General features: G+C 72.2%; 15 protein-coding genes. 9 read left to right on the top strand and 6 right to left on the bottom strand.

The genetic code is table 11. From position 1 onward, the window contains the following. The first annotated feature begins 26 nt into the window (after window positions 1-26). From recC to A5700_RS11145, 4 genes are read left to right on the top strand one after another with little or no spacing between them, the layout of a single operon-like run. Window positions 27-3,317, top strand: a complete 3,291-nt coding sequence (recC, locus tag A5700_RS11160) for an exodeoxyribonuclease V subunit gamma (RefSeq protein WP_068067430.1) — start codon at window positions 27-29, stop codon at window positions 3,315-3,317. Beyond that, complete coding sequence (gene recB / locus A5700_RS11155) at window positions 3,318-6,614, top strand: exodeoxyribonuclease V subunit beta (protein ID WP_068067413.1); 3,297 nt, start codon at window positions 3,318-3,320, stop codon at window positions 6,612-6,614. Then, on the top strand, window positions 6,611-8,314 hold the full coding sequence (recD, locus tag A5700_RS11150; protein ID WP_068204738.1) for an exodeoxyribonuclease V subunit alpha: 1,704 nt from the start codon (window positions 6,611-6,613) through the stop codon (window positions 8,312-8,314). Before recB ends, recD begins: the two co-directional genes overlap by 4 nt. A 28-nt stretch (window positions 8,315-8,342) precedes the next feature. Continuing rightward, window positions 8,343-9,077, top strand: a complete 735-nt coding sequence (locus A5700_RS11145) for a TVP38/TMEM64 family protein (protein ID WP_068067409.1) — start codon at window positions 8,343-8,345, stop codon at window positions 9,075-9,077. Here the strand turns inward: A5700_RS11145 and A5700_RS11140 are convergent. Next, window positions 9,074-10,012: a class I SAM-dependent methyltransferase gene (locus A5700_RS11140; protein WP_068067407.1), complete on the bottom strand. Its 939-nt coding sequence runs from the start codon at window positions 10,010-10,012 to the stop codon at window positions 9,074-9,076. The two genes, A5700_RS11145 and A5700_RS11140, sit on opposite strands and share 4 nt — an antisense overlap. A gap of 159 nt (window positions 10,013-10,171) precedes the next feature. Here A5700_RS11140 and A5700_RS11135 point away from each other — a divergent pair, with 159 nt between their 5' ends. Both A5700_RS11135 and A5700_RS11130 read left to right on the top strand, forming a co-directional pair. Next, on the top strand, window positions 10,172-12,547 hold the full coding sequence (locus A5700_RS11135; protein WP_068204735.1) for a lysylphosphatidylglycerol synthase transmembrane domain-containing protein: 2,376 nt from the start codon (window positions 10,172-10,174) through the stop codon (window positions 12,545-12,547). A gap of 39 nt (window positions 12,548-12,586) precedes the next feature. Beyond that, window positions 12,587-13,072 carry a hypothetical protein gene (locus A5700_RS11130; protein WP_068064890.1) on the top strand — a complete coding sequence of 162 codons (486 nt, stop codon included), beginning with the start codon at window positions 12,587-12,589 and terminating at the stop codon, window positions 13,070-13,072. A gap of 1 nt (window position 13,073) precedes the next feature. Here the strand turns inward: A5700_RS11130 and A5700_RS11125 are convergent, their stop codons facing one another. The 4 genes from A5700_RS11125 to galT are packed head-to-tail and all read right to left on the bottom strand — an operon-like array spanning window position 13,074 to window position 16,347. Then, window positions 13,074-13,769 (bottom strand): PAS and ANTAR domain-containing protein, encoded by a 696-nt coding sequence (locus A5700_RS11125; protein WP_068064893.1) that lies wholly within the window; start codon window positions 13,767-13,769, stop codon window positions 13,074-13,076. Next, the gene (locus A5700_RS11120) at window positions 13,754-14,128 is read right to left on the bottom strand and encodes a hypothetical protein (RefSeq protein WP_156671195.1); all 375 of its coding nucleotides are present in this window, start codon (window positions 14,126-14,128) and stop codon (window positions 13,754-13,756) included. The genes A5700_RS11125 and A5700_RS11120 overlap by 16 nt, the downstream gene beginning before the upstream one ends. Window positions 14,129-14,188: 60 nt before the next feature. Further along, entirely contained in the window at window positions 14,189-15,274 is a 1,086-nt protein-coding gene (locus tag A5700_RS11115; protein ID WP_068064895.1) for a galactokinase, read from the bottom strand. Beyond that, a complete protein-coding gene (gene galT / locus A5700_RS11110; RefSeq protein WP_068064900.1) occupies window positions 15,271-16,347 on the bottom strand; it encodes a galactose-1-phosphate uridylyltransferase in 1,077 nt (358 codons plus the stop codon). Before galT ends, A5700_RS11115 begins: the two co-directional genes overlap by 4 nt. Before the next feature lie 146 nt (window positions 16,348-16,493). Between galT and A5700_RS11105 the strand changes: the two genes are divergently transcribed. Then, window positions 16,494-18,638 (top strand): FUSC family protein, encoded by a 2,145-nt coding sequence (locus A5700_RS11105; protein WP_082960320.1) that lies wholly within the window; start codon window positions 16,494-16,496, stop codon window positions 18,636-18,638. A gap of 9 nt (window positions 18,639-18,647) precedes the next feature. Here the strand turns inward: A5700_RS11105 and A5700_RS11100 are convergent, their stop codons facing one another. Then, window positions 18,648-19,520 (bottom strand): alpha/beta fold hydrolase, encoded by an 873-nt coding sequence (locus A5700_RS11100; protein WP_068064910.1) that lies wholly within the window; start codon window positions 19,518-19,520, stop codon window positions 18,648-18,650. 99 nt (window positions 19,521-19,619) lie between these two features. On the opposite strand from A5700_RS11100, the gene A5700_RS11095 reads away from it, so the two are divergent. Both A5700_RS11095 and A5700_RS11090 read left to right on the top strand, forming a co-directional pair. Further along, window positions 19,620-20,498, top strand: coding sequence for an NYN domain-containing protein (locus A5700_RS11095; protein WP_068064913.1), 879 nt, complete (start codon window positions 19,620-19,622; stop codon window positions 20,496-20,498). A gap of 87 nt (window positions 20,499-20,585) precedes the next feature. Beyond that, complete coding sequence (locus A5700_RS11090) at window positions 20,586-21,947, top strand: hypothetical protein (RefSeq protein ID WP_068064916.1); 1,362 nt, start codon at window positions 20,586-20,588, stop codon at window positions 21,945-21,947. Window positions 21,948-21,955 lie beyond the last annotated feature (8 nt).

Here is a 21,955-nt window from a genome sequence, read left to right as displayed (position 1 = left end):
GTGTCAAGGTTTATCGTGACACCGCGATGGCGCTTCACCTGCACCGTGCCGAGCGCACCGATCTGCTTGCCGACGGCCTGGCCGCCCTGCTGGCCAATCCACCGGCCGACCCGTTCGCCGAGGACCTGGTGGTGGTGCCCGCCCGCGGCGTCGAGCGTTGGCTCAGTCAGCGACTCTCCCACCGGCTGGGCCGGGCGCGCGGCGACGACGGGGTGTGCGCGGGGGTGCTGTTCCGCAGTCCCGGTTCGCTGATCGCCGAGATCACCGGCACCGCCGAGGACGATCCGTGGGCGCCGGACGCGCTGGCGTGGCCGCTGCTGGAGGCGATCGACTGCTCGCTGGACGAGCCCTGGTGCCGCACGCTGGCCGCGCACGTCGGGCACTTCCACGCCGGCGCGGAGGCCGAGCTGCGCCGGGGCCGGCGCTACGAGGTGGCGCGCCGGCTGGCCGGGTTGTTCGCCTCCTACGCGCGGCAACGCCCGCAGCTGCTGGTCGACTGGTTGCACGGGCGCACCGGCGGCGTCGACGACGACCTGCGGTGGCAGCCCGAGCTGTGGCGGGCGCTGGCCGCGCGGGTGCGCGCCGACCCGCCCCACGTCCGGCACCAGCACACCGTCGAACGACTCAGGGCATCCAAAAGCCAACTGCCGCAACGCTTGTCGTTGTTTGGTCACACCCGGCTGGCGTGCACCGATGTCGAGCTCCTCGACGCGTTGGCCGCCCACCACGAGCTACACCTGTGGTTACCGCACCCCAGCGACCGCCTGTGGCGGGCACTGGCCGGGACGCACGGGGCGGTTTCCCGGCGCGACGACACCAGCCACCGCGCGGTGCGTCACCCGCTGCTGGCGACGCTGGGCCGCGACCTGCGCGAGCTGCAGCGCGCCCTGCCGGCCGATCCGCAGACCGACGAACACCTTGCCGGCGCCGCCCACCCCGCCACCCTGCTGGGCTGGCTGCAGTCCGACATCGCCGCGAACGCCGTTCGCCCCCAAGGCCGCACGCTGCCCGACGACGACCGCTCGGTGCAGATCCACAACTGCCACGGGCCCGCCCGCCAGGTCGACGTGCTGCGCGAGGTGCTGCTTGGCCTGCTGCAGGACGACCCCACGCTGGAGCCGCGCGACATCCTGGTGATGTGCCCCGACATCGAGACCTACGCGCCGCTGATCGTCGCCGACTTCGGTCTCGGTGACGTGGTCCACGGCGCGCACCCCGCCCACCGGCTGCGGGTCCGGCTCGCGGACCGCTCGCTGATCCAAACCAACCCACTGCTGGGGGTGGCCGCGCAGTTGCTGACCCTGGCGGCCGGCCGGGCCACCGCCAGCGAGGTGCTCGACCTCGCGCAGGTGCCGGCGGTGCGGGCCCAATTCGGGTTCACCGACGACGATTTGGAGGCGATCACCCGCTGGGTGCGTCAGGCCAACATCCGCTGGGGCTTCGACACCGAACACCGCCGCCCCTACCACGTTGACTTCGTGCACAACACGTGGCGGTTCGGGCTCGACCGGATACTGGCGGGGGTCGCCATGTCCGACGACTCGAACGCCTGGCTGGACGCGACGCTGCCGCTCGACGACGTCAGCAGTAATCGCGTCCAATTAGCCGGCCAACTCGCCGACTTCGTCGCCCGGCTGCACCGCACGGCCGACGCGCTGTCCGGCGCACAGCCGCTCACCGACTGGCTGACCGCCCTCGCCGACGGCGTCACCGCGCTGACACGGGTGCCGGACGCCGACGAGTGGCAGACCAGCCAGATGCAGCGCGAGTTCGCCAAGGTGCTCGACGACGCCGGGACGCGGGCGGGCACCACGCTGCGATTGCCCGACGTCCGCGCGCTGCTCAACCGGCACCTCGCGGGGCGTCCCACCCGAGCCAACTTCCGCACCGGCACCCTGACGGTGTGCACCATGGTGCCGATGCGCTCGGTGCCACACCGCATCGTGTGCCTGGTAGGCCTCGACGACGGCCTGTTCCCCCGCCTGGGTGTCGTCGACGGCGACGACGTGCTGGTCCGCCATCCGGTGACCGGGGAACGCGACATCCGTTCGGAGGACCGGCAACTGCTGCTCGACGCGATCGGCGCGGCGACCGACAAGCTGGTCATCACCTACACCGGCGCCAACGAGTACTCGGGCCAGGCACGCCCGCCCGCGGTGCCGCTGGCCGAGCTCCTCGACGCCCTGGACGCGACCACGCAGCGGGCGGTGCGCGACCGCATCGTCGTCGTGCACCCATTGCAGCCCTTCGACATTCGCAACGTGATGCCCGGCGAGCTGGTGCCGCGGGTGCCGTTCAGTTTCGATCCCACGGTGCTGCGGGCGGCGCGCGCCACCACCGGCGAGCAGGCCGAGCGGCCCGCCTTCATCACCGGGCCGCTGCCGACCCCGCGCGACGAGGACGTCAACCTCGCCGACCTCGTCGCGTTCTTCCGGGACCCGGTGAAGGGCTTCTTTCGCGCGCTGGAATACACCTTGCCCCGCGACGTCGACGGCGTGCAGGACGCCATGCCCGTCGACATCAACAGCCTCGAGGAGTGGACCGTCGGCGACCGGATGCTCGGCGACATGCTGCGCGGGATGACCCCCGACGACGCCCGGCAGGCCGAATGGCGCCGGGGGACGTTGCCGCCCGGCCAGCTGGGCTGGCGCAAGGTGACCGAGCTGCGCGACCAGGCCGCCCTGCTGGCGCAGGAGGCGCGCCGGCACCGCCGGGCGGACGCGCGAGCCTACGACGTCGACGTCGAGCTCGGCGCGGGTCGGCGACTGACCGGCACAGTGTCGGCGGTCTACGGCGAGCGGTTGGTCTCGGTGACCTATAGCCGGCTGGACGGCAAGCACCTGCTGGAATCGTGGATCCCGTTGCTGGCGTTACTCGCTCACCACCCCGGCCGGGACTGGTCGGCGGTGTGCATCGGCCGGATGAAACGGGGCAGCGCCGTGCGGGTGGAGGGGTTGGGGCCACCACTCGACGCCGCCGCCGCCGCGGTGCTGCGCGAACTGGTCGCGATCTACGACGCCGGGCGTCGCGAGCCGATCCCGCTGCCCATCAAGACGTCGTACGCCTGGGCGGCCGCCCGGCACGGGGGCGAGGACCCGGCGGCGCACGCGCGGTATCGCTGGAAGTCGAGCGACCGGTTCCCCGGTGAGGACGAGGCGCCGGCGCACGTGCGCGCCTGGGGGCACCGTGCCCCGCTGGACGACCTGCTGCAGCCGGTGCGGCCGGGCGAGGAATGTGACGGCGAGGACACCCGGTTGGGCGCATACGCCGCCCGGGTGTGGCTGCCGATGCTGCGCGCCGAGCGGAAGCCGGCGTAGATGGAACCGTTCAACCTGCTCGGCGCGTTGCCTGCCGAACGGTCGACCACCGTGCTGGAGGCCAGCGCGGGCACCGGCAAGACGTTCGCGCTCGCCGGGCTGGTGACCCGCTATGTCGCCGAGGGCGCCGCGACGCTGGACCAGATGCTGCTGATCACGTTCGGCCGCGCCGCCAGTCAGGAGCTGCGCGAACGCGTGCGGTGTCAAATGGTGGACGCGGTACGGGCGTTCGGCGATCCGGCGGCCGTCGGGGACAACGCGTTGGTGGCGCAGCTGATCGAGGGCAGCGCCGCCGAGCGTGCCCTGCGCGAGCAACGGCTGCGCGACGCGCTGGCCGGCTTCGACGCGGCCACGATCGCCACCACGCACCAGTTCTGCCAGCTGGTGTTGAAATCGCTGGGGGTGGCCGGGGACACCGCGGCGAACATGACCCTGTTGGAGAGCCTTGACGAGATGGTGTCCGAAATCGTCGACGATCTGTACCTGGCCCACTTTGGGCAGGAGCGCAACGATCCGGTGCTGCTGTACCGCGACGCGCTGCGGCTGGCGCGCGAGGTCGTCCGCAACCCGTCGACGCAGCTGCGTCCCCTCGACCCACCCCCGGGGTCGCGCGCCGCGGTCTGCGTCGGGTTCGCCAATGACGTTCTGGCCGAATTGGATTCGCGTAAGCGCCAGCGCGGCGTGCTGAGCTACGACGACCTGTTGATCCGGTTGGCGGACGCGCTGGCCACCGAGGATGCACCGGCGCGGGTGCGCATGCACCGGCGTTGGCCGATCGTCATGGTCGACGAGTTCCAGGACACCGACCCCGTGCAATGGCAGGTGATCGACCGCGCCTTCAGCGGGCGCTCCACCGTCGTGCTGATCGGTGACCCGAAGCAGGCGATCTATGCGTTTCGCGGCGGGGACATCGTCACCTACCTGCGGGCGGCCGCGACGGCGGGCGAGAAACGAACCCTGAACACCAACTGGCGCAGCGACTCCGCGCTCGTCGAGCGGCTGCAGGTGGTGCTGCGCGGCGCCCAGCTCGGCGACCCCGCGATCGTCGTCAACGACGTCGCCGCGCACCACCGCGGGCACCGGCTCGCCGGCGCCCCGAGCAACGACCCGTTCCGGTTACGTGTGGTGGCACGAAAGACGCTGGGCCGCAGGGGTATCGCTAACCTACCGATCGACGAGTTGCGGGCACACATCGGCGCCGACCTGGCCGCGGACATCCGCGCGCTGCTGGCCAGCGGCGCGAGGTTCGGCGGCGCACCGCTGCAGGCGCGCGACATCGCCGTCATCGTGGAGAAGCACCGGGACGCCGCCGCGTGCTTCCAGGCGTTGTGTGACGCGGGGGTGCCCGCCGTCTATACGGGCAACACCGACGTGTTCGCCTCGGAGGCCGCGGAGGACTGGCTGTGCCTTCTTGAGGCGTTCGACCAGCCGCACCGGCCCGGCATGGTGCGCGCCGCCGCCGCCACCATGTTCTTCGGTGAGACCGCCGAAACCCTGGCGGCGGGCGGGGACGCCCTGACGGACCGGGTCGCAGAAACGTTGCGCGAGTGGGCCGGTCACGCCCGCGACCGCGGGGTGGCGGCCATCTTCGAGGCCGCGCAGCTGCGGGGCATGGGCAACCGGGTGCTGTCCTGGCGCGGTGGCGAACGGCACATGACCGACCTGGCCCATCTCACCGAGCTGCTGCAAGACGTCGCGCACCGCGAGCACTACAGCCTGCCCGCGCTGCGGGACTGGCTGCGCGCGCAGCGCGACGAGCGCAGCGGCGCGCCCGAACGCAACCGCCGCCTGGACAGCGACGCCGCGGCCGTGCAGATCATGACCGTGTTCGTTAGCAAGGGCCTGCAATACCCCGTCGTGTACCTGCCGTTCGCGTTTAATCGCAACGCCCAGGACCGCGACGTGGTGCTGTTTCACGACGACGGCGTCCGCTGCCTGCACGTCGGCGGCACGGACAGCCCGGACTTCAGAACCGTCGAGCGCCTGGGCCGCAAGGAGGATGCCAGCGATGACAGCCGGCTGACCTACGTCGCGTTGACCCGCGCGCAGTCCCAGGTGGTGGCGTGGTGGTCGCCGGCGTACTCCGAGCCCAACGGCGGGCTGTCGCGGCTGCTGCGTGGCCGCCGGCCCGGCGAGGCGCTGGTGCCTGACCGCTGCGAGCCCGCGAAGATTTCTGACGACGACGCGCTGGCCCGGCTGCGCGCGTGGGAAGCGGCGGGTGGGCCGGTGATCGAGGAGTCGGTGATCGCCGCCGCCCCGCCGTTGCCGGCGCGCGTGGTGCCGACGGGGTTGCGCAGCAGGCACTTTCATCGCGGCATCGACACCGCCTGGCGGCGCACGTCGTATTCGGGGCTGATCAGGGAGGCCGAGCCCGGCGGGGTCAGCAGCGAACCGGAGGTGGGCGACCTCGACGACGAGGCCGGCGACATCCCGGTGGCCACCGCCGCGTCCGTCCCGGACGTGCCCTCGCCGATGGCCGGGCTGCCGGCGGGGGCGAAGTTCGGCTCGCTGGTGCACGCCGTGCTGGAGACGGCCGACCCGACCGCCCCGGACCTGGCCGCCGAGCTGGAGGCGCAGATCCGCCTGCACTCGGTGTGGTGGCCGGTGGCCGTGGCGCCGGCCGACCTGGCGGCGGCCCTGGTGCCCCTGCACGACACGCCGCTGGGTCCGCTGGCCGCCGGGCTGACGCTGCGCGACATCGCACTGCCGGACCGGTTGCGTGAGTTGGACTTCGAGCTGCCGCTGGCCGGCGGCGACCGGCGGGCGGACGCGCCCGAGATCCGGCTTGCGGACCTGGCGCCACTGCTGCGCGAGCGGCTGCCCGGCGACGACCCGCTCGCGTCGTACGCCGACCGGCTGGCCGGTGATGAGCTGGGCGCCCAACCGCTGCGCGGCTACCTGACGGGGTCGATCGACGCCGTATTGCGGGTGCCCGACGGCACCGACCACCGCTACGTGGTGGTCGACTATAAGACCAACTGGCTCGGTGACCCCGAAACACCGCTGACCGCAGCCGATTACGACCGACCCCGGCTAGTCGAGGCGATGCTGCACTCCGACTACCCGCTGCAGGCGCTCCTCTACGGCGCCGTGCTGCACCGATTCCTGCGCTGGCGGGTGCCGCACTACGACCCGGCCCGCCACCTGGGCGGCGTGCTCTACCTGTTCCTGCGGGGCATGTGCGGCGCCGGCACGCCGGTGCGCGACGGCCACCCGTGCGGCGTGTTCAGCTGGCAGCCGCCGCCGGCGCTGACGGCCGCGGTGTCGGACCTGCTCGACGGCGAGGCGGGCCGGTGACGGCGGGCCTGCTGCAGGCCTTCGACGACGCCGGGGTCTTTGAGGCGGCGGATTTGCATGTGGCGCAACGTCTTACGGCCCTCGCGCGCGAGGACGACGAGCGGGTGGCGCTGGCGGTCGCGCTGGTGGTGCGGGCGCTGCGGGGCGGTTCGGTGTGCGTGGATCTGCGCGCGGCCGAAGAACAGCTCGGCGTGGCCGACCTGCCCTGGCCCGACCCCGATGGCTGGCTGGGCGCCGTGCGCGCCAGCCCCCTGCTCGGCACTCCCCCGGTGCTGCGCCTGCTGGGCGACTTCTGCTACCTCGACCGGTACTGGCTCGAGGAGGACCAGGTCTGCACCGACCTGCTCGCCCTGTCCGTGACGGGGGCCGCCGGCGACACAGGCTCGTATGAGCGGCTTTTCCCACCGGGTTACGAGGAGCAGCGGGCGGCCGCCGAAATCGCGGTGGCGCAGGCGGTGACGGTGCTGACGGGCGGGCCCGGGACCGGCAAGACCACCACCGTCGCGCGGCTGATCGCCCTGCTGGCCGAGCGGGCGGAGCGGGCCGGGCGGCCGCGGCCACGCATCGCGCTGGCCGCACCGACGGGCAAGGCGGCGGCGCGGTTGGCCGAGGCCGTGACCGCCGGTGTCGGGCGGCTCGACGCCGCGGACCGCGCCCGGCTGACCGGGCTGCGCGCGACCACATTGCACCGGCTGCTGGGGCCGCGCCCCGACACCTCGGCGCGCTTCCGCCATAACCGAACCAACCGGTTGCCGCACGACGTCATCGTGGTCGACGAGACCTCCATGGTGTCGCTGACGATGATGGCCCGGCTGCTGGAGGCGGTGCGGTCTGACGCCCGGCTGATCCTGGTCGGCGATCCGGACCAGCTGGCGTCCGTGGAGGCCGGCGCCGTGCTGGCCGACCTGGTGGACGGCCTGGACGCGCGTCCGGACGTGCGGGTCGCCGCGCTGCGCACGCCGCACCGGTTCGGCACGTCGATCGGCGCGCTGGCCGACGCGATCCGCGTCGGCGACGCCGACCGGGCGCTGGAGTTGCTGGCCGCCGGCGGCGCGCACGTCGAATGGATCGACTCCGACCGCCCGGCCGCCCGGCTGCGCGACGTCCTGGTGCCGCACGCGCTGCGGCTGCGGGCGGCCGCGCTGCTGGGTGCCTCAGAACGGGCCCTGACCACGCTCGACGAACACCGGCTGCTCTGCGCGCACCGCACGGGACCCTACGGCGCAAACCAGTGGAACACGCAGGTGCACAAGTGGATCGCCGAGGAGACCGGGCAGGCGGCCTGGTCGCAGTGGTACGCCGGCCGGCCGCTGCTGGTGACGGCGAACGACTACGGATTGCGGGTCTACAACGGCGACACCGGGGTGACGGTGACGGGGCCGCAGGGGCTGCGCGCCGTGATCGCCGGGGCGGCCGGGCCGCTCGACTTCGCGACCAGCCGCCTGGGCGACGTGGAAACCATGCACGCCATGACGATTCACAAGAGCCAGGGCAGCCAGGTCGACGAGGTGACCGTGCTGCTGCCGTCGGAGGAGTCGCGGCTGCTGACCCGCGAGCTGTTCTACACGGCGGTGACGCGGGCCACGACCAAGGTTCGGGTGGCGGGCCCCGAGCCGGCGGTGCGCGCGGCGATCGAACGCCGGGCGGTGCGGGCCACCGGGCTGCGTCAGCGGCTGCGGGCCGCCGCACCCACCGCCTGAGCCGCGGTGCGGAAGAATCGGCCGCACCATGGACGACAACGACATCGCGGACATCGCGCCCCCGGCGTCGCGGCGCCGCCACATCGTGCGGCTCTGCCTGTTCGCCGGGTTTCTGCTGGTGATGTTCTACCTGGTGGCCATCGCGCGGGTGATCGACCTCGGGGAGGTGCAGCGCACGATCAGGTCGGCCGGGCCGCTGGCGCCGGTGGTCTACGTCGTGGTGTCAGCCGGTCTCGCCGCGGTCTTCGTGCCCGGATCGCTGCTGGCCGCGGGCAGCGGGGTGCTGTTCGGGCCGGTGCTGGGGGTCTTCGTGACGCTGGGCGCGGCGATGGGCACCGCGGTCGTCGCCAGCTTCCTCGGCCGCCGCGCCGGCCGGGACAGCGCGCGGGCGCTGCTGGGCGCCGCGCGCGCCGACCGGATCGACGCGCTGATCGAGCGGCGCGGGCTGTGGGCGGTCGTCGGGCAGCGCTTCATCCCCGGAATCTCCGACGCGCTGGCCTCCTACGCATTCGGCGCCTTCGGGGTTCCGTTGTGGCAAATGGTCATCGGCTCATTCATCGGCTCGGTGCCCCGCGGCTTCGCCTACACCGCGCTGGGCGCATCGATCGGCCACCTGTCCTCGCCGCTGGCGTATTCGGCCATCGCGGTGTGGTGCGCGACCGCCATCGTCGGCGCGTTCGCCGCGCACCGCGGGTACCGCAATTGGCGGGGCCGCCGCCGGCAGCGCAGCGAAACCCCGGAGCCTAAGATCGAAGGCCGCTAGCGCTGCGCCGCGACGAAGAGGTTGCCCGGCACGGCGTCGCGCACGGCCTCGGGAGCGGGGCGCCCGTAGCCGGCCATCAGCTCGTCGGACGGCGTCACCGTCACCGTCCAGCCGTGGCGGGCGAACCACGAGCCGACGTCCTCGCGCTCCTCGAAGTACCACAGGTCGTCGGTCCGCGGAACCTCACGGTCGGGATCCACCTTCGCCAGCAGGGCGCGCACCCGGTCCATCCGGGCCCGGCGCTTCGCGCGGTTCTCCGGATCCAGAAAGCTCGGTCCCAGCGCCTCGACGGCGACCCGGCTGCCCGGCGCGGCGAGCTCGTTGATGCGCTCGAACAGCAGGTCCTGCGCGGCCGCCGGCAGGTAGGGCATCAGACCCTCGGCCGACCACACGCTGGGCGCCGCCGGGTCAAAGCCCGCCTTCCGCAACGCCGCCGGCCAGTCCTGGCGCAGGTCCACCGCCACGGGGATCCGGTGGCACGCCGGCTCGGCCCCGTGGGCCGCCAACGTCGACGCCTTGAAATCCAGCACCCGGGTCTGGTCGAGTTCGTACACGGTCGTCCCGGCGGGCCAGGGCAGCCGCCAGGACCGGGCGTCCAGGCCGGCCGCCAGGATGACCGCCTGCTGGATGCCGGCCGCGGTGGCGTCGGTGAAGAACCGGTCGAAAAACGCCGTGCGGGACGCCATGTAGTCGACCATCGACTGCATTTGCAGCGGCAACTCGGGCTCTGCCTCGACCAGCTCCGGGGGCAGCTGGGGCGCCGAATGCCAATTCCACACGCCGTCACCGGCGGCGTCGAGGAAGACCTGGGCGAACGGGTCGCTGATCAACGGGTTGTCGCTGCGGGTCTCCGCGGCCCGGGCCGAGGCCACGCCGAGCGCCGTCGCGCCCACGCTCTCGGTGATTTCCCAGCTGTCGTTGTCGGTTCTGGCCACCCGACCACCCTCCCTGTTCGCTAGCTCGGCTACCGATACGACCCTACGCGCGGCGGGTGTGGGCGGGCTGTCGCGCGATCGGGCATCCGGTTAACTTGTTGGCGAGCCAGTGAGCGGGGTCGGCCGGCCGCGCCGGCGGATCCGAAGGATCGTTACACGATGCGAGTCGACGGGCGCCACGTCAGCGTTTCCGGCAACCTGCTGCAACCCCTCACCCGGCGCACCAACGACATCCTGCGGCTGTTCTCGGCTCTGCTGTTTTTGGCGCTGGTCATCACGTGTTCGGTCATCACCCGGCCGCAGTGGATCGCGCTGGAGCGGTCGCTGTCCCAGATCGTGGGGGTGCTGTCGCCCACCCAAAGCGACCTGGTCTACCTGGTCTACGGGTTCGCCATCGTCGCCCTGCCGTTCATGATCTTGATCGGCCTCGTCGTCGCCCGGCAGTGGAAGCTGCTCGGCGCGTACGCGACCGCGGGGCTGCTCGCCATCCTGCTGCTCTCGATCAGCGTCCCGCGCATCGCGGCGCCGCGCTGGCATTTCGACGTCCCGGACCGGCTCAGCACGCTGCCGGCGCAGTTCCTCGACGACCCGCGCTGGATCGGCATGCTGGCGGCGGTGCTGACGGTGTCGGGGCCCTGGCAGCCGGCGCGCTGGCGGCGCTGGTGGTGGGCGCTGCTGCTGGCGTTCGTGCCGATCCACCTGGTGGTCAGCGCCATCGTGCCGGCCCGCTCGTTGGTGGGCCTGGCGGTCGGGTGGGTGGTCGGCGCGTCCGTGGTCCTCGTGGTCGGCACCCCGGCCCTCGAGGTGCCGCTGGACGCCGCGGTGCGGGCGATGGGTCGGCGCGGGTTCGCCGTCACTGGGCTCACGGTGGTCCGGCCGGCCGGCCGCGGCCCGCTGGTGCTCGACGCCGGCTGCGAGCGGTCCGAGCGGGCCGCCGTGGTCGAGCTGTACGGTCCGCACCAGCGCAGCGGCGGCACCCTGCGCCAGCTGTGGGGCAAGCTGCGGCTGCGCGACACCGAGACCGCGCCGCTGCTGGCGTCCATGCAGCGCGCGGTCGAGCACCGCGCGCTGATGACGATCGCCATCGGCGGCATCGGGCTGGCCAACACGTCGACCATCGCCGTCGCGACCCTGCCCCGCGGCTGGGTCCTCTACGCGCACGAGCCGCCCCGGGGGGTGCCGTTGGACCGTTGCGCGACACCGCCACCGGTGCGACGGACCTGGGAGGCGTTGCACGCGCTGAACTGCGAGCAGATGGCCCACGGCGACCTGCGCAGCAACGAGATCACCGTCGACGACGACACCGTGCTGTTCGGCGGGTTCCACAGCGCCGAGTACGGCGCCACCGAGGCCCAGCTGCAATCGGACATCGCCCACCTGCTGGTGACGACGACCGACGTCTACGACCCGAAGTCGGCGGTCGCCGCGGCGATCGACGTGTTCGGCAAGGACACCGTCCTGACCGCCTCGCGCCGTCTCACCAAAGTCGCTGTGCCGCGGCCTATCCGGAAGTCGATCGCCGACGCGGGCAGCGTCATCTCCGAGACGCGGGCCGAGGTGAAACGGCAGACCGGCGCCGACCAGATCAAGACCCAGACCATCACCCGGTTCACCCGCAGCCAGATCATCCAGCTGGTGCTCTTCGGCGCGCTCGGCTACGTCGCGTACCCGTTCATCAGCACGGCGCCGACGTTCTTCAACCAGCTCAAGACGGCGAACTGGTGGTGGGCGCTGCTGGGCCTGGCGGTGTCGGCGCTGACCTACGTGGGGGCCGCCGCCGCGCTGTGGGCCTGCACCGACGGGACGGTCAAGTTCTGGCGGCTCTCGATCGTCCAGGTCGCCAACACCTTCGCCGCGACCACCACGCCGGCCGGCGTGGGCGGCCTCGCGCTGTCCACCCGCTACCTGCAGAAGAGCGGCCTGACCGCGATGCGGGCAACCGCCGCGGTGGCGCTGCAACAGGCCGTGCAGGTGATCGTGCACCTCGGGCTGCTGATCTTGTTCAGCGCCGTCGCGGGCGCCTCGATGAACCTCAAACACTTCGTGCCCAGCGCCACCCTGCTCTACCTGATCGGCGGCGTGGCGCTGGGCATCATCGGGACGCTGCTGTTCGTGCCCAAGTCGCGGCGCTGGCTGGCGACCGAGGTGCGCCCCAAGCTGACCGAGGTGACGAGCGACCTGTTCAAGCTCGCCCGCGAACCCCGGCGGCTGGCGCTGATCCTGTTGGGTTGCGCCGGAACGACGCTGGGGGCCGCGCTGGCCCTGTGGGCCAGTGTCGAGGCCTTCGGCGGCGGCACCACGTTCGTCGCGGTCACCGTGGTCACGATGGTCGGCGGGACACTGGCCTCGGCCGCCCCGACGCCGGGTGGGGTCGGGGCGGTCGAGGCGGCGCTGATCGGTGGGCTCGCCGCCTTCGGGGTGCCCGCGGCGACGGCGGTGCCGTCCGTCCTGCTGTACCGGGTGCTGACCTGCTGGCTGCCCGTCTTCGTCGGCTGGCCGGTGATGCGCTGGCTGACCCAGAACGAGATGGTCTGATCGCGCGCCCCGCCGCGCGAATGGTCCTACGGTGAGCGCATGGCGAAGCAGTCCCACGCGATCGAACCCGGGCACCCGCCGTCGGCCCTGATGCGCCTGGTCAACCCGGTGTTGAGCGCCCTGCTGCGCACCCCGCTGGCGGGTCCGGCGCGCCGGCAGCTGATGGTGCTGAGCTTCACCGGGCGCAAGACGGGCCGGTCGTTCTCGATTCCGGTGAGCGCCCACCTGATCGGCGGCCACCTCTACGCGCTGACCGGCGCGCAGTGGAAGCAGAATTTCCGCGACGGCGCCGAGGCCCGGGTGGTCTACGACGGCGCCACGCGCGCGATGCGTGGCGTGCTGGTCGGCGACCGCGCCGCGGTCACCGACCTGTACCTGCGCTGCGTCGAGTCGTACGGCCTGCGGCGCGCCCAACGGATGATCGGGCTGACGTTCCGCGACCCGCGCATCCCGTCCCGCGAGGAGTTCGCCGAGGCGGTCGACCGGCTGCACCTGGGCGCGGTCCGGCTGACCCCGATCGGCTAGCTCAGACGCTGGTGGGATCGGGCTGCTGCTCGGCGACGCGCAAGTGGGCGGTGAGCAGCCGCTGATCGAACAGGGACCGGGCGCCGACGGCGTCCTTGCCCAGCTCGGCGAAATCCCGGCCGATCTGCTCGGCCAGCACGCCCAGCTTCAGGTTGCGCACCTGCGACAGCGACTTGAGGAGATTGAAGGCGGCGTCCTCGTCGATGCCGTACACCAGCATCAGCATCCCCTTGGTCCGGTCGATCGCGCCGCGCCGCTCGGCGATCTCGGCGACCTTGGTGCTGATCGCGTCTTCACGCTTGCGGCTGCTGGTGGACGTGACGTCGATGTAGAAGCCGTGCGTGCCGATCACCTGGTCGTCCGCGTCGCAGAACTGGTCACCCACCACGACGACGTGGTGGGTGTTACCGCGGGTGTCGACGATGCGGTGGCGCGTGCTGAACGGTTGGCGGCGCCGGATCATGGTGTCGATGCTCGCCGCCACCTGGGCCCGGTCCGCGGGGTGCTTGTGGGCCAGCACCAGCTCGGTCGTGGGCGTCACCGTCCCGGGTTCGTACCCGTGCATGCGCTGCACCTGCTCGGACCACTCCCAGCGCTGGTCGGCGAAGTAGAACCGGAACCAGCCGGCGCGCTGCGGCGTGCCGCCGGCGAGCGCCTTTTCGATCGCGGCCGCCTGGCCGTCTAGTTGCCACGCCATGGCGCACGCTCCGCGGAGGCGTTGGGAGGTTCGACCGTCGGCTCGGGCGGCGGCGTGCGTCGCCGCAACGCGTCGCTTTCCTGCAGCCGCCGCTCGGAGACCTGGAACAGCTGGCGGGACCGGTCGAGTTGCTGACGCGCCCGCTCGATGGAGCGGGCGGCGGAGCGCTGCAACTCGCGAGTGGCCTCCGCCCTTTCCCGGGCGGCACCGGGTGTTTGCCCGACGCGCTCGCGCAGCGCGTCGACGCGTCGCGCCGTCCTGGCGCGGTGCGCCTTCTGCCGGCACGCCGATGAGCAGTACACGGCGTCGGACCGCCCGGCGAAACCGGTGCCGCACACCGCGCAGAGAATCCCCCTCATATGCGTAACGTTACAACTGAAGGCCGGCGAAATCACAGCTTTCGTTGGATAAACGGCGGGCTACGGCCCCGCGCCCGCGGACGCGCGGGTCCGCCCGATGACCGGCCCCGCAAATCCGGCGTCCTCGGCGGCCCGACGCACTCCCGCGGCGACGGCGTCCGCCCGGTCGGCGGGCGCCAGGGCGATCACGCAGCCGCCGAAGCCGCCGCCGGTCATCCGGGCGCCCAGCGCACCGGCACGCACCGCGCTCTCGGCGATCAGGTCGATCTGCCCGGTGGTGATGCCGAAGTCGTCGCGCATCGATGCATGTGAGGCGGAGAAGATCCGGCCCACTTCGGCGAAGTCGGACCGTTCCAGCGCGGCAACGCAATCCAGCACCCTGGCGTTCTCGCTCAGCACGTGCCGGGCGCGACGGGCGTCGAGCGCGTCGCGCACCGCGGCGAGGGCGGCGGGCCCGCGGTCCTGGGCCTCGCGCAGCGACGACACTCCCACGTCGGCGGCCGCCCGCTCGCACGAGGCGCGCCGCGCCGCGTACTCGCCGCCGGCATGCGCGTGCGGCGCCCGGGAGTCGATCAGCAGCAGCGCGACGCCCGCGGTGTCCGGGTCGAAGCGCACCGGCGCGACGCTGAGGTCTCGGAAGTCGATCAGCAGCGCGGTCGCGGGCTCGCCGAAGACCGCGGCGAGCTGGTCGAGCAGGCCCGTCGGCGCACCCACATACTCGTTCTCGGCGCGCTGGGCCAGCCGCGCCTGTTCGGTGGCGTCGAGGCGCAGCCCGGCGGCGGACAGCAGCGCGCCGAGCACCGCGCATTCCAGCGCCGCCGAGGAGGACAGCCCCGAACCCATGGGCACGTCGCTGGTGATCGCCAAGGCGCCGCCCGGGACGGAGTGGCCCGCCTCGCGCAGCGCCCACACCACGCCGGCCACGTAGGCGGCCCAGCCGGTCACCGCGCCGGGGGCGGTGTCGAGGGGAATGCGCACCGCGCCGTCGGCGCGATCACTGGTAGCGGTCAACGCGCCGCTCGCGTCGGGGGTGAAGGCGGCCGTGGTGCGCTGGGGCAGCGCGATGGGCAGGGCGAAGCCCAGGTTGTAGTCGGTGTGCTCCCCGATCAGATTGATGCGCCCGGGTGCGGAGTGCCGGACCGTCATGCCAGCTCGCGCAGCCGCTGGGCCACCGCCTCGGGCGTGACGTCGGTGATGAAGGCGTCCATCGCCGACTCGGACGCCGCCAGGTACTTGAGCTTGGTGGCGCTGCGCCGGATCGACATCAGCTCGACGTGGAAGTAGCCGTCGGCCTGCGCCTCGGTGTCCGCGTATTGGTGTAGCGCCGCGATGTAGGGCAGCGGCGCGGCGTACATCCGGTCGAACCGTCGCAGCACGTCGAGGTAGGTGGCGACGAAGTCGTCGACCTCGTCCTCGCCGAGGTCGCACAGATTGCGCACGAACCGGTTGGGGTAGATGTGCACCTCGACCGGCCAGCGCGCCGCGAACGGCACGAACGCGGTCACCGTCGCGTCGCGCGCGACGATGCGGGCGCCGTCGGCGACCTCGCGCGCCAGCAGGTCGGCGAACAGGTTGGTGCCGTGGCGCTCCCGGTGCAGCCGCGCCTGCTCGAGCATGACCGCGGTGCGCGGCGTCAGGAACGGATAGCCGTAGATCTGGCCGTGCGGGTGGGTCAGCGTCACCCCGATGTCCTCGCCGCGGTTCTCGAAACAGAACACCTGCTCGATGCCCGGGGTGGCCATCAGCTCGCGGGTGCGGTGCCGCCACGCCTCGACCACCAGCCGCGCGTGCCGCGGCTCCAGCTCGGCGAAGGAACCCGTGTGTCGGCTGGAGAAGCAGATCACTTCGGTGCGGCCGGCGCCGGGGACGCAGGCGAAGACTCCCGGCGGCGGCGCCGCGACCCCGGTCCCGGACAGGCTGGGGAACCGGTTCTCGAAGACCGCGACGTCGTAGTCGGGCGCGGGCACCTCGCCGATCAGGCCGGTCGGGTCGGGGCACAGCGGGCACTGCTCGCGCGGCGGCTTGTAGGTGCGGTCCTGGCGCAGCGCCGCGATGATCACCCATTGACCGGTGCTGGCGTCGAACCGCAACTCGGACCGCTGCGCCTGCCGCGGCGGCAGCGGCCTGCGGTCCGCGACCGGCTGCGGGTGGCGGCCGGGCAGGGCGAAGAAGAGCAGGTCACGGCCATCGGCCAGCTTCGCCCGGGTCGGCGGGGTCACGATGTCGAAGACTAGCTTGGTCGCCGCACAGCACTTCGGGTAACCATGGGGTGTCCGATCACGAGGGGGGTCGTCCGATAGCCGAGTTCATCGAAAAAGCCCGCAACCGGTGGGTGGGTTCCGACCCGGGGTTGCTGCGCCTGCGGATGGCGACCCGGACGACGGCCGCGCTGGGGTGTTCGCTGGCCGCGCTGTTCGTGCTGACCCGGGCGACGGGGCAGCCGCTCACGGTGGCGCTGCTGGGGGTGGTCATCACCATGGTCGCGTCGCGCTCGGTCAACGAGCCGGACCCCCGCCAGCAGCGGATCACGATGGCACTCCTGCCGCTGCCCGCCGCCGCGTCGATCACCGCCGCCGCGCTGCTCGCGGCGCATCCGCTGGCCGCCGATGTCACGTTTGTGGTCGTCGTGTTCGCGGCGGTGTACATCCGCCGGTACGGCCCTCGCGGCCGGGCGCTGGGGATGGTCGCCTTCATGGCGTACTTCTTCACCCTGTACCTGCGGGCCCGCCTGTCCGAGCTGCCGTGGATGATCGGGGCGGTCGCGGTGGGCACCGTGTGCACCTTCCTGATGAGCAGTTACGTGCTGCCCGACCGGCCCGAGCGGGTGCTGGGCGCGACCATCCGCGCGTTGCGGGCGCGGATGGCGATCGTGGTCGACACCGCCGCCGAGGCGGTGCGCACCGGCCGCCTCGACGACAGGCGCCGTCGCCGGCTGGGGCGGCGCACCAACCAGCTCAACGAGACGGCGCTGATGGTGCTCGGTCAGATCGAGGACAAGGCCGACCCGGGTGATCTCTGGCCGGGGGTGACCGTCGAGCAGCTGACGCCCTGGCTGTTCGACGCCGAGCTGTCCGTCGGGTGGGTTGCGACGTCGGGCCGACAGGTGGCCGCCGTCGCCTGGGAGATCCCGGCGGAAACCCGGGCGGCGATCGTCGCGGCGCTGACGCAGCTGGCCCGCGCGATTCGGCTCCCGCAGCCGCCGGGGCTGCGCCAGGCCGCCAACCAGGCGCAGGGCATTCTCGACCGGCTGCCCGCCGGCTCGGACGACCGCGCCGCGGCGGCCGTGCGGCGGGTCGCGCTGGCGATCATCAACGCGGCCCGGGCGACGGCCGACGTGCGGGCCATCGTCGAACGCGCCGCCACCGGCGAGCTGCCCGTTCCCGCGGCGGCCGACGAGGTGCCGGCGGCGTCGCCCGCCGACGCGCCCGTCGAGGACCCCGAGCCCGGCCGGCAGGGGCTTCTGCCGACCACGCGGCAGGCGATTCAGGTCGCCGTCGCCGCGTCGTTCGCCATCGTCGCGGGTGAGCTGGTGTCCCCCGCGCGCTGGTACTGGGCGGTGATCGCGGCGTTCGTCATCTTCGCCGGGACGAACTCGTGGGGCGAGACCCTGACCAAGGGCTGGCAGCGGCTGCTGGGCACCCTGCTGGGGGTGCCGTGCGGCATCTTGGTGGCCACCCTGTTCGCCGGGAACACGCTGGGCTCGCTCGCCATGGTGTTCGTCTGCCTGTTCTGCGCCTTCTACTTCATGACGGTCACCTACAGCCTGATGACGTTCTGGATCACCACGATGCTGGCGCTGCTCTACGGCCTGCTCGGGGAGTTCAGCTTCGGCGTGCTGCTGCTGCGCATCGAGGAGACCGCGCTCGGGGCGGTCATCGGGGTGGCCGCCGCCATTCTGGTGCTGCCGACCAACACCAGGACGGCCATCCGCCACGACACCCGCGACTACCTGACCGCGTTGTCCACGCTGATCGACGTCGCGGCCGAGCGGATCTGCGGCCACGGCGCCGGCACCAACCCCACCGAGCAGGCGCGGGAGCTGGACCGCGCCCTGCAGCAGTTCCGGGTCACGGCCAAGCCGCTGCTCGCCGGGGTCGCCGGCTTCGCGGGCCGACGCAACATCCGCCGCGGGCTGCGTCTGTTCACCGCCTGTGACCGGTACGGCAGGACGCTGGCATTGAGCAGCGAGCAACTCGGCGATTCGGGCGGTTCCCGGGAATTGGCCGACTCCTTCGCGGCGGCCGCGGCGCACACCCGCCGCAACATCGAGGTCCTGATCGCCATCATCGACGGCGCGCACGGCCAGACCGTCGACACCGCGACCGACGCGCTGGATGCGGCGGAGGCCGTGGCGCGGCACCGCGAGGCGCTCGACGGCGACGAACTCGACACCCGGCGCTTTCTCACCGCCGTGCATTCGTTGCGGCAGATCGAACGGGCCGTCGTCACCGCGTCCGCGCATCTCGGGGGGCGGGAGAGCCTTCGTCAGCCCAGCCGCTCGGCGGGCTGAGTCAGGCGGTCACGGAGCGGGTTGCGGGCTGCCGGCGTCGCGGCGTTCGCAGGTCTCGATGAAGTCCTCGATCAGGTCGACGACCTCGTTGGGCGCTTCGACCTGCGGGAAGTGGCCGACGCCCGGCAGCACCTCGAGCCTGCTGTCCTCGCGCACCTCGCGGGCGGCGTAGGCGTGCTCGACGGGGATGATGCCGTCCCGGTCGCCCCAGATCGCCATGACCGGCAGTTCTTCGCGCAGCCGCAGCCTGCTCAGCGCGCTGACCGCCTGGCCGCGGTAGTCGACCACCGACCGCAGGGTCTTGAGGAAGGACTGGCGGGTCTCGCGGTCCGACAGCGACGAGTAGGCGCTCCACAGCTCCGCCCCGCGCGGCGAGTGGATGCCGGCGCTGCGCAGCCACGACCGCAACGTGTTGCCGACACTGAGCACCGGCTTGGGCGCGATGATCGGCAGCACCAGCTCCGCGCCGGGCGCCGACAACAGCCGCAACACCAGGCCGACGTCGGGGCCCAGGCCGCCGCTGCTGATCAGCACCAGCCGCTTGGCGTAGTCGGGATGCTGGTAGACGAACTGCATCGCGACGCCGCCACCCAGCGACTGGCCGACCAGGGTGGCCTGCCCGACCCCGAGTTCGTCGAGGAAATCGCGCAACCAGACGGCGAACGCGCCCAGCGAGTAGTCGCCACGCGGCTTCGCGGACTCGCCGTGGCCGAGGAGGTCCGGGGCGATCACCCGGAACTTCTTCGACAGCCGCGGGATGACGGATCGCCACGTCTCGGAGCTGCCGGCCATGCCGTGGATCAGCAGCACCGCGTCACCGGCCCCTTCGTCGCGGTAGGCGACGCGGTCACCATGCAGTTCGAGGAACTTCAGCTCGCTCATGGGTCTTGGATACCCCGGATTGGCGGGCTCAGGCCTGTGGCTTTCGTTCGTCCAGCGGGGCGTGGTGACCGCGGGCACACCCTCGGCCATGATGAGAACGTGGCCGAGCCCGTTGCCGCCCGCGTGGCGGTGTACCTCGACTTCGACAACATCGTCATTTCGCGATACGACCAGGTCAACGGCCGCAATTCGTTCCAGCGGGACAAGGCCAAGGGCCTCGAGCAGTTCCCCGAACGGCTAGGGCGCGCCACGGTCGACGTCGCGGCGATCCTGGACTTCGCGTCGTCGTTCGGGACCCTGGTGCTGACCCGCGCGTACGCGGACTGGTCGGCCGAGGTCAACGCGGGTTATCGGCACCAGCTGGTGGCGCGGGCCGTCGACCTGGTGCAGCTGTTTCCCGCGGCGGCCTACGGCAAGAACGGCGCCGACATCCGGCTGGCCGTCGACGCGGTGGAGGACATGTTCCGGTTGCCCGATTTGACGCACGTGGTCGTGGTGGCCGGCGACTCGGATTACATCCCGCTCGCCCAGCGCTGCAAGCGGCTGGGCCGCTACGTGGTGGGCATCGGGGTGGCCGGCGCGTCGAGCCGGGCGCTGGCGGCCGCCTGCGACGAGTTCGTCGTCTACGACGCGCTGCCCGGCGTTCCCGCGCTGGAGGGCGAGCCCGCGGCCGAGCCCGGCGCCGCGAAGCCGCGCGGCGCGCGTTCGAAGGAGGCCGAGCCCGACGACGCGGCGGACCCCCAGGCGGACGCCACAGCGCTACTGACGCGCGCGCTGCAGATCGGCTTGGAGCGCGACGACGTCGACTGGCTGCACAACTCCGCGGTCAAGGCGCAGATGAAACGCATGGACCCGTCGTTCAGCGAAAGGTCCCTGGGTTTCCGGTCTTTCAGCGATTTCCTGCGGTCGCGGTCGGACGTCGTCGAACTCGACGAGACCTCGACGACGCGGATGGTGCGGCTGCGCGCGCCGCGGTGAGCGCCGCCGCGGCCCCGCGCCCGAGTCGCGGGCGCATTCGCCCGGCTCTACGCTCCTTGGTTACACGAACGTAACGGGGGTCTTTGCATGCGCGCTCTTCGCTGGCCGGCGGTCGGCCGCGTCGTGGTCGCGCCGCGGCGCGCCCTCGCCGTCTCGCTGAGCTGCCTTGCCGCCGCGGCGTGTTCGCACACCGCCTCCCCGCCGCCGCTGACGCCCACCAACTCCACGGCCCACCCGAAGAGCAGCGCGGCCGCGGCCCCGCCGCCCGCCGCCGTGACGGGGCCGCTGGAGAAGGATTGGAAGAGCTACGGCGGGACGGCGTACTTCGGCTGCCCCGAGGAGTACTCCACCGGCAAGTCCGCGCTGGACGACATCCGCCCGAAGGTTTTCGACCCGAAGACCGGGCAGTACGTCACGCCGGGCCTGCCGACGGTGGCGCCCGGCGAGAACCTGACCGGCGCCATCTGCGCGCTGACGGGCACCGACGACGACATGCGGGCGGTCTACCTGGTGACCACCGTCAAGCCCGCGCAGCCGCCGCAACCCGAGACCACCAAGACGACCGCCTATGCGTTCGACCTCAAATCGAGCCAGCCGCTGGTGACCAAGGAATTGCAACCGCCCGGCCCGGACCTCAAGCTGACCGCGCCCGCCGGATGGGGGCTGGCGTCGACCGCGTCCGGGGTGGCCTGGGTGAACGCCTTCACCGACGGGCACGTTCCGACGGCGCCGCCACGCACCGTCGTCCTGTCCGGTTCCGACTTGGCGATGACGTGGAACGACGCGCAGCCGGCGCGGGCGTGGCAGGACGTGCTCGCGTTTGCGCGCACCACCGACCCGGGCAAGACCTCGGGCGCCGAGCTGCGCCGACCCAACGGCGAAACGATCTTCCAGGACAACGACATTCAAACCGTCGACGCCGAATTGACCGACGGCCCCAACAAACTGGTGAAAATGACGCGATGGGATTCCGTCAACCCACCGGCGTTCTCGACGATGTTCTACGACTTGAACGCCAAATCCGTCATCCGCGTGGGTGATTCGGACCGCATCTCGGGAAGCGGGCTGGCAGCAACGCTGTCCGGCGGAAAGTTGTTCGTCGACGCGCACAATTCCGACAACTCCCAGTTCGGGTTCGGAGTGTGGAACCTGCGCACCCAGCAGTGGGACCTGCTGAAGAGCCGCGACGACGTCAAGAAGCAGCCGATTGCGAAAGTGGCCTTCTTCGACGACCACCTGTACATCACCAACACCGGCGGCACCTTCTCGGTGATCGCGCTGCCCGGTCCCGACCCCGTCGCGCCCAACTGGGCGGTGCGCCCCTTCGCCCGGCTGTCGGGCTGGACGTTGGTGTGCCGCGGCGAGACGGCGCCGGCGGCCAACGGGGACTGCAAGGAGATCGTCATGGTGCAAGACCAGGACGGTCACTACCCCGGGCCCTGGTTCTAGACGCCAGC

Source organism: Mycobacterium sp. E1214 (assembly GCF_001666755.1).
GTDB lineage: Bacteria > Actinomycetota > Actinomycetes > Mycobacteriales > Mycobacteriaceae > Mycobacterium.
The sequence above is the reverse complement of the archived record's forward strand: the minus strand, read 5'-3'. Positions and strand labels throughout refer to the sequence as shown.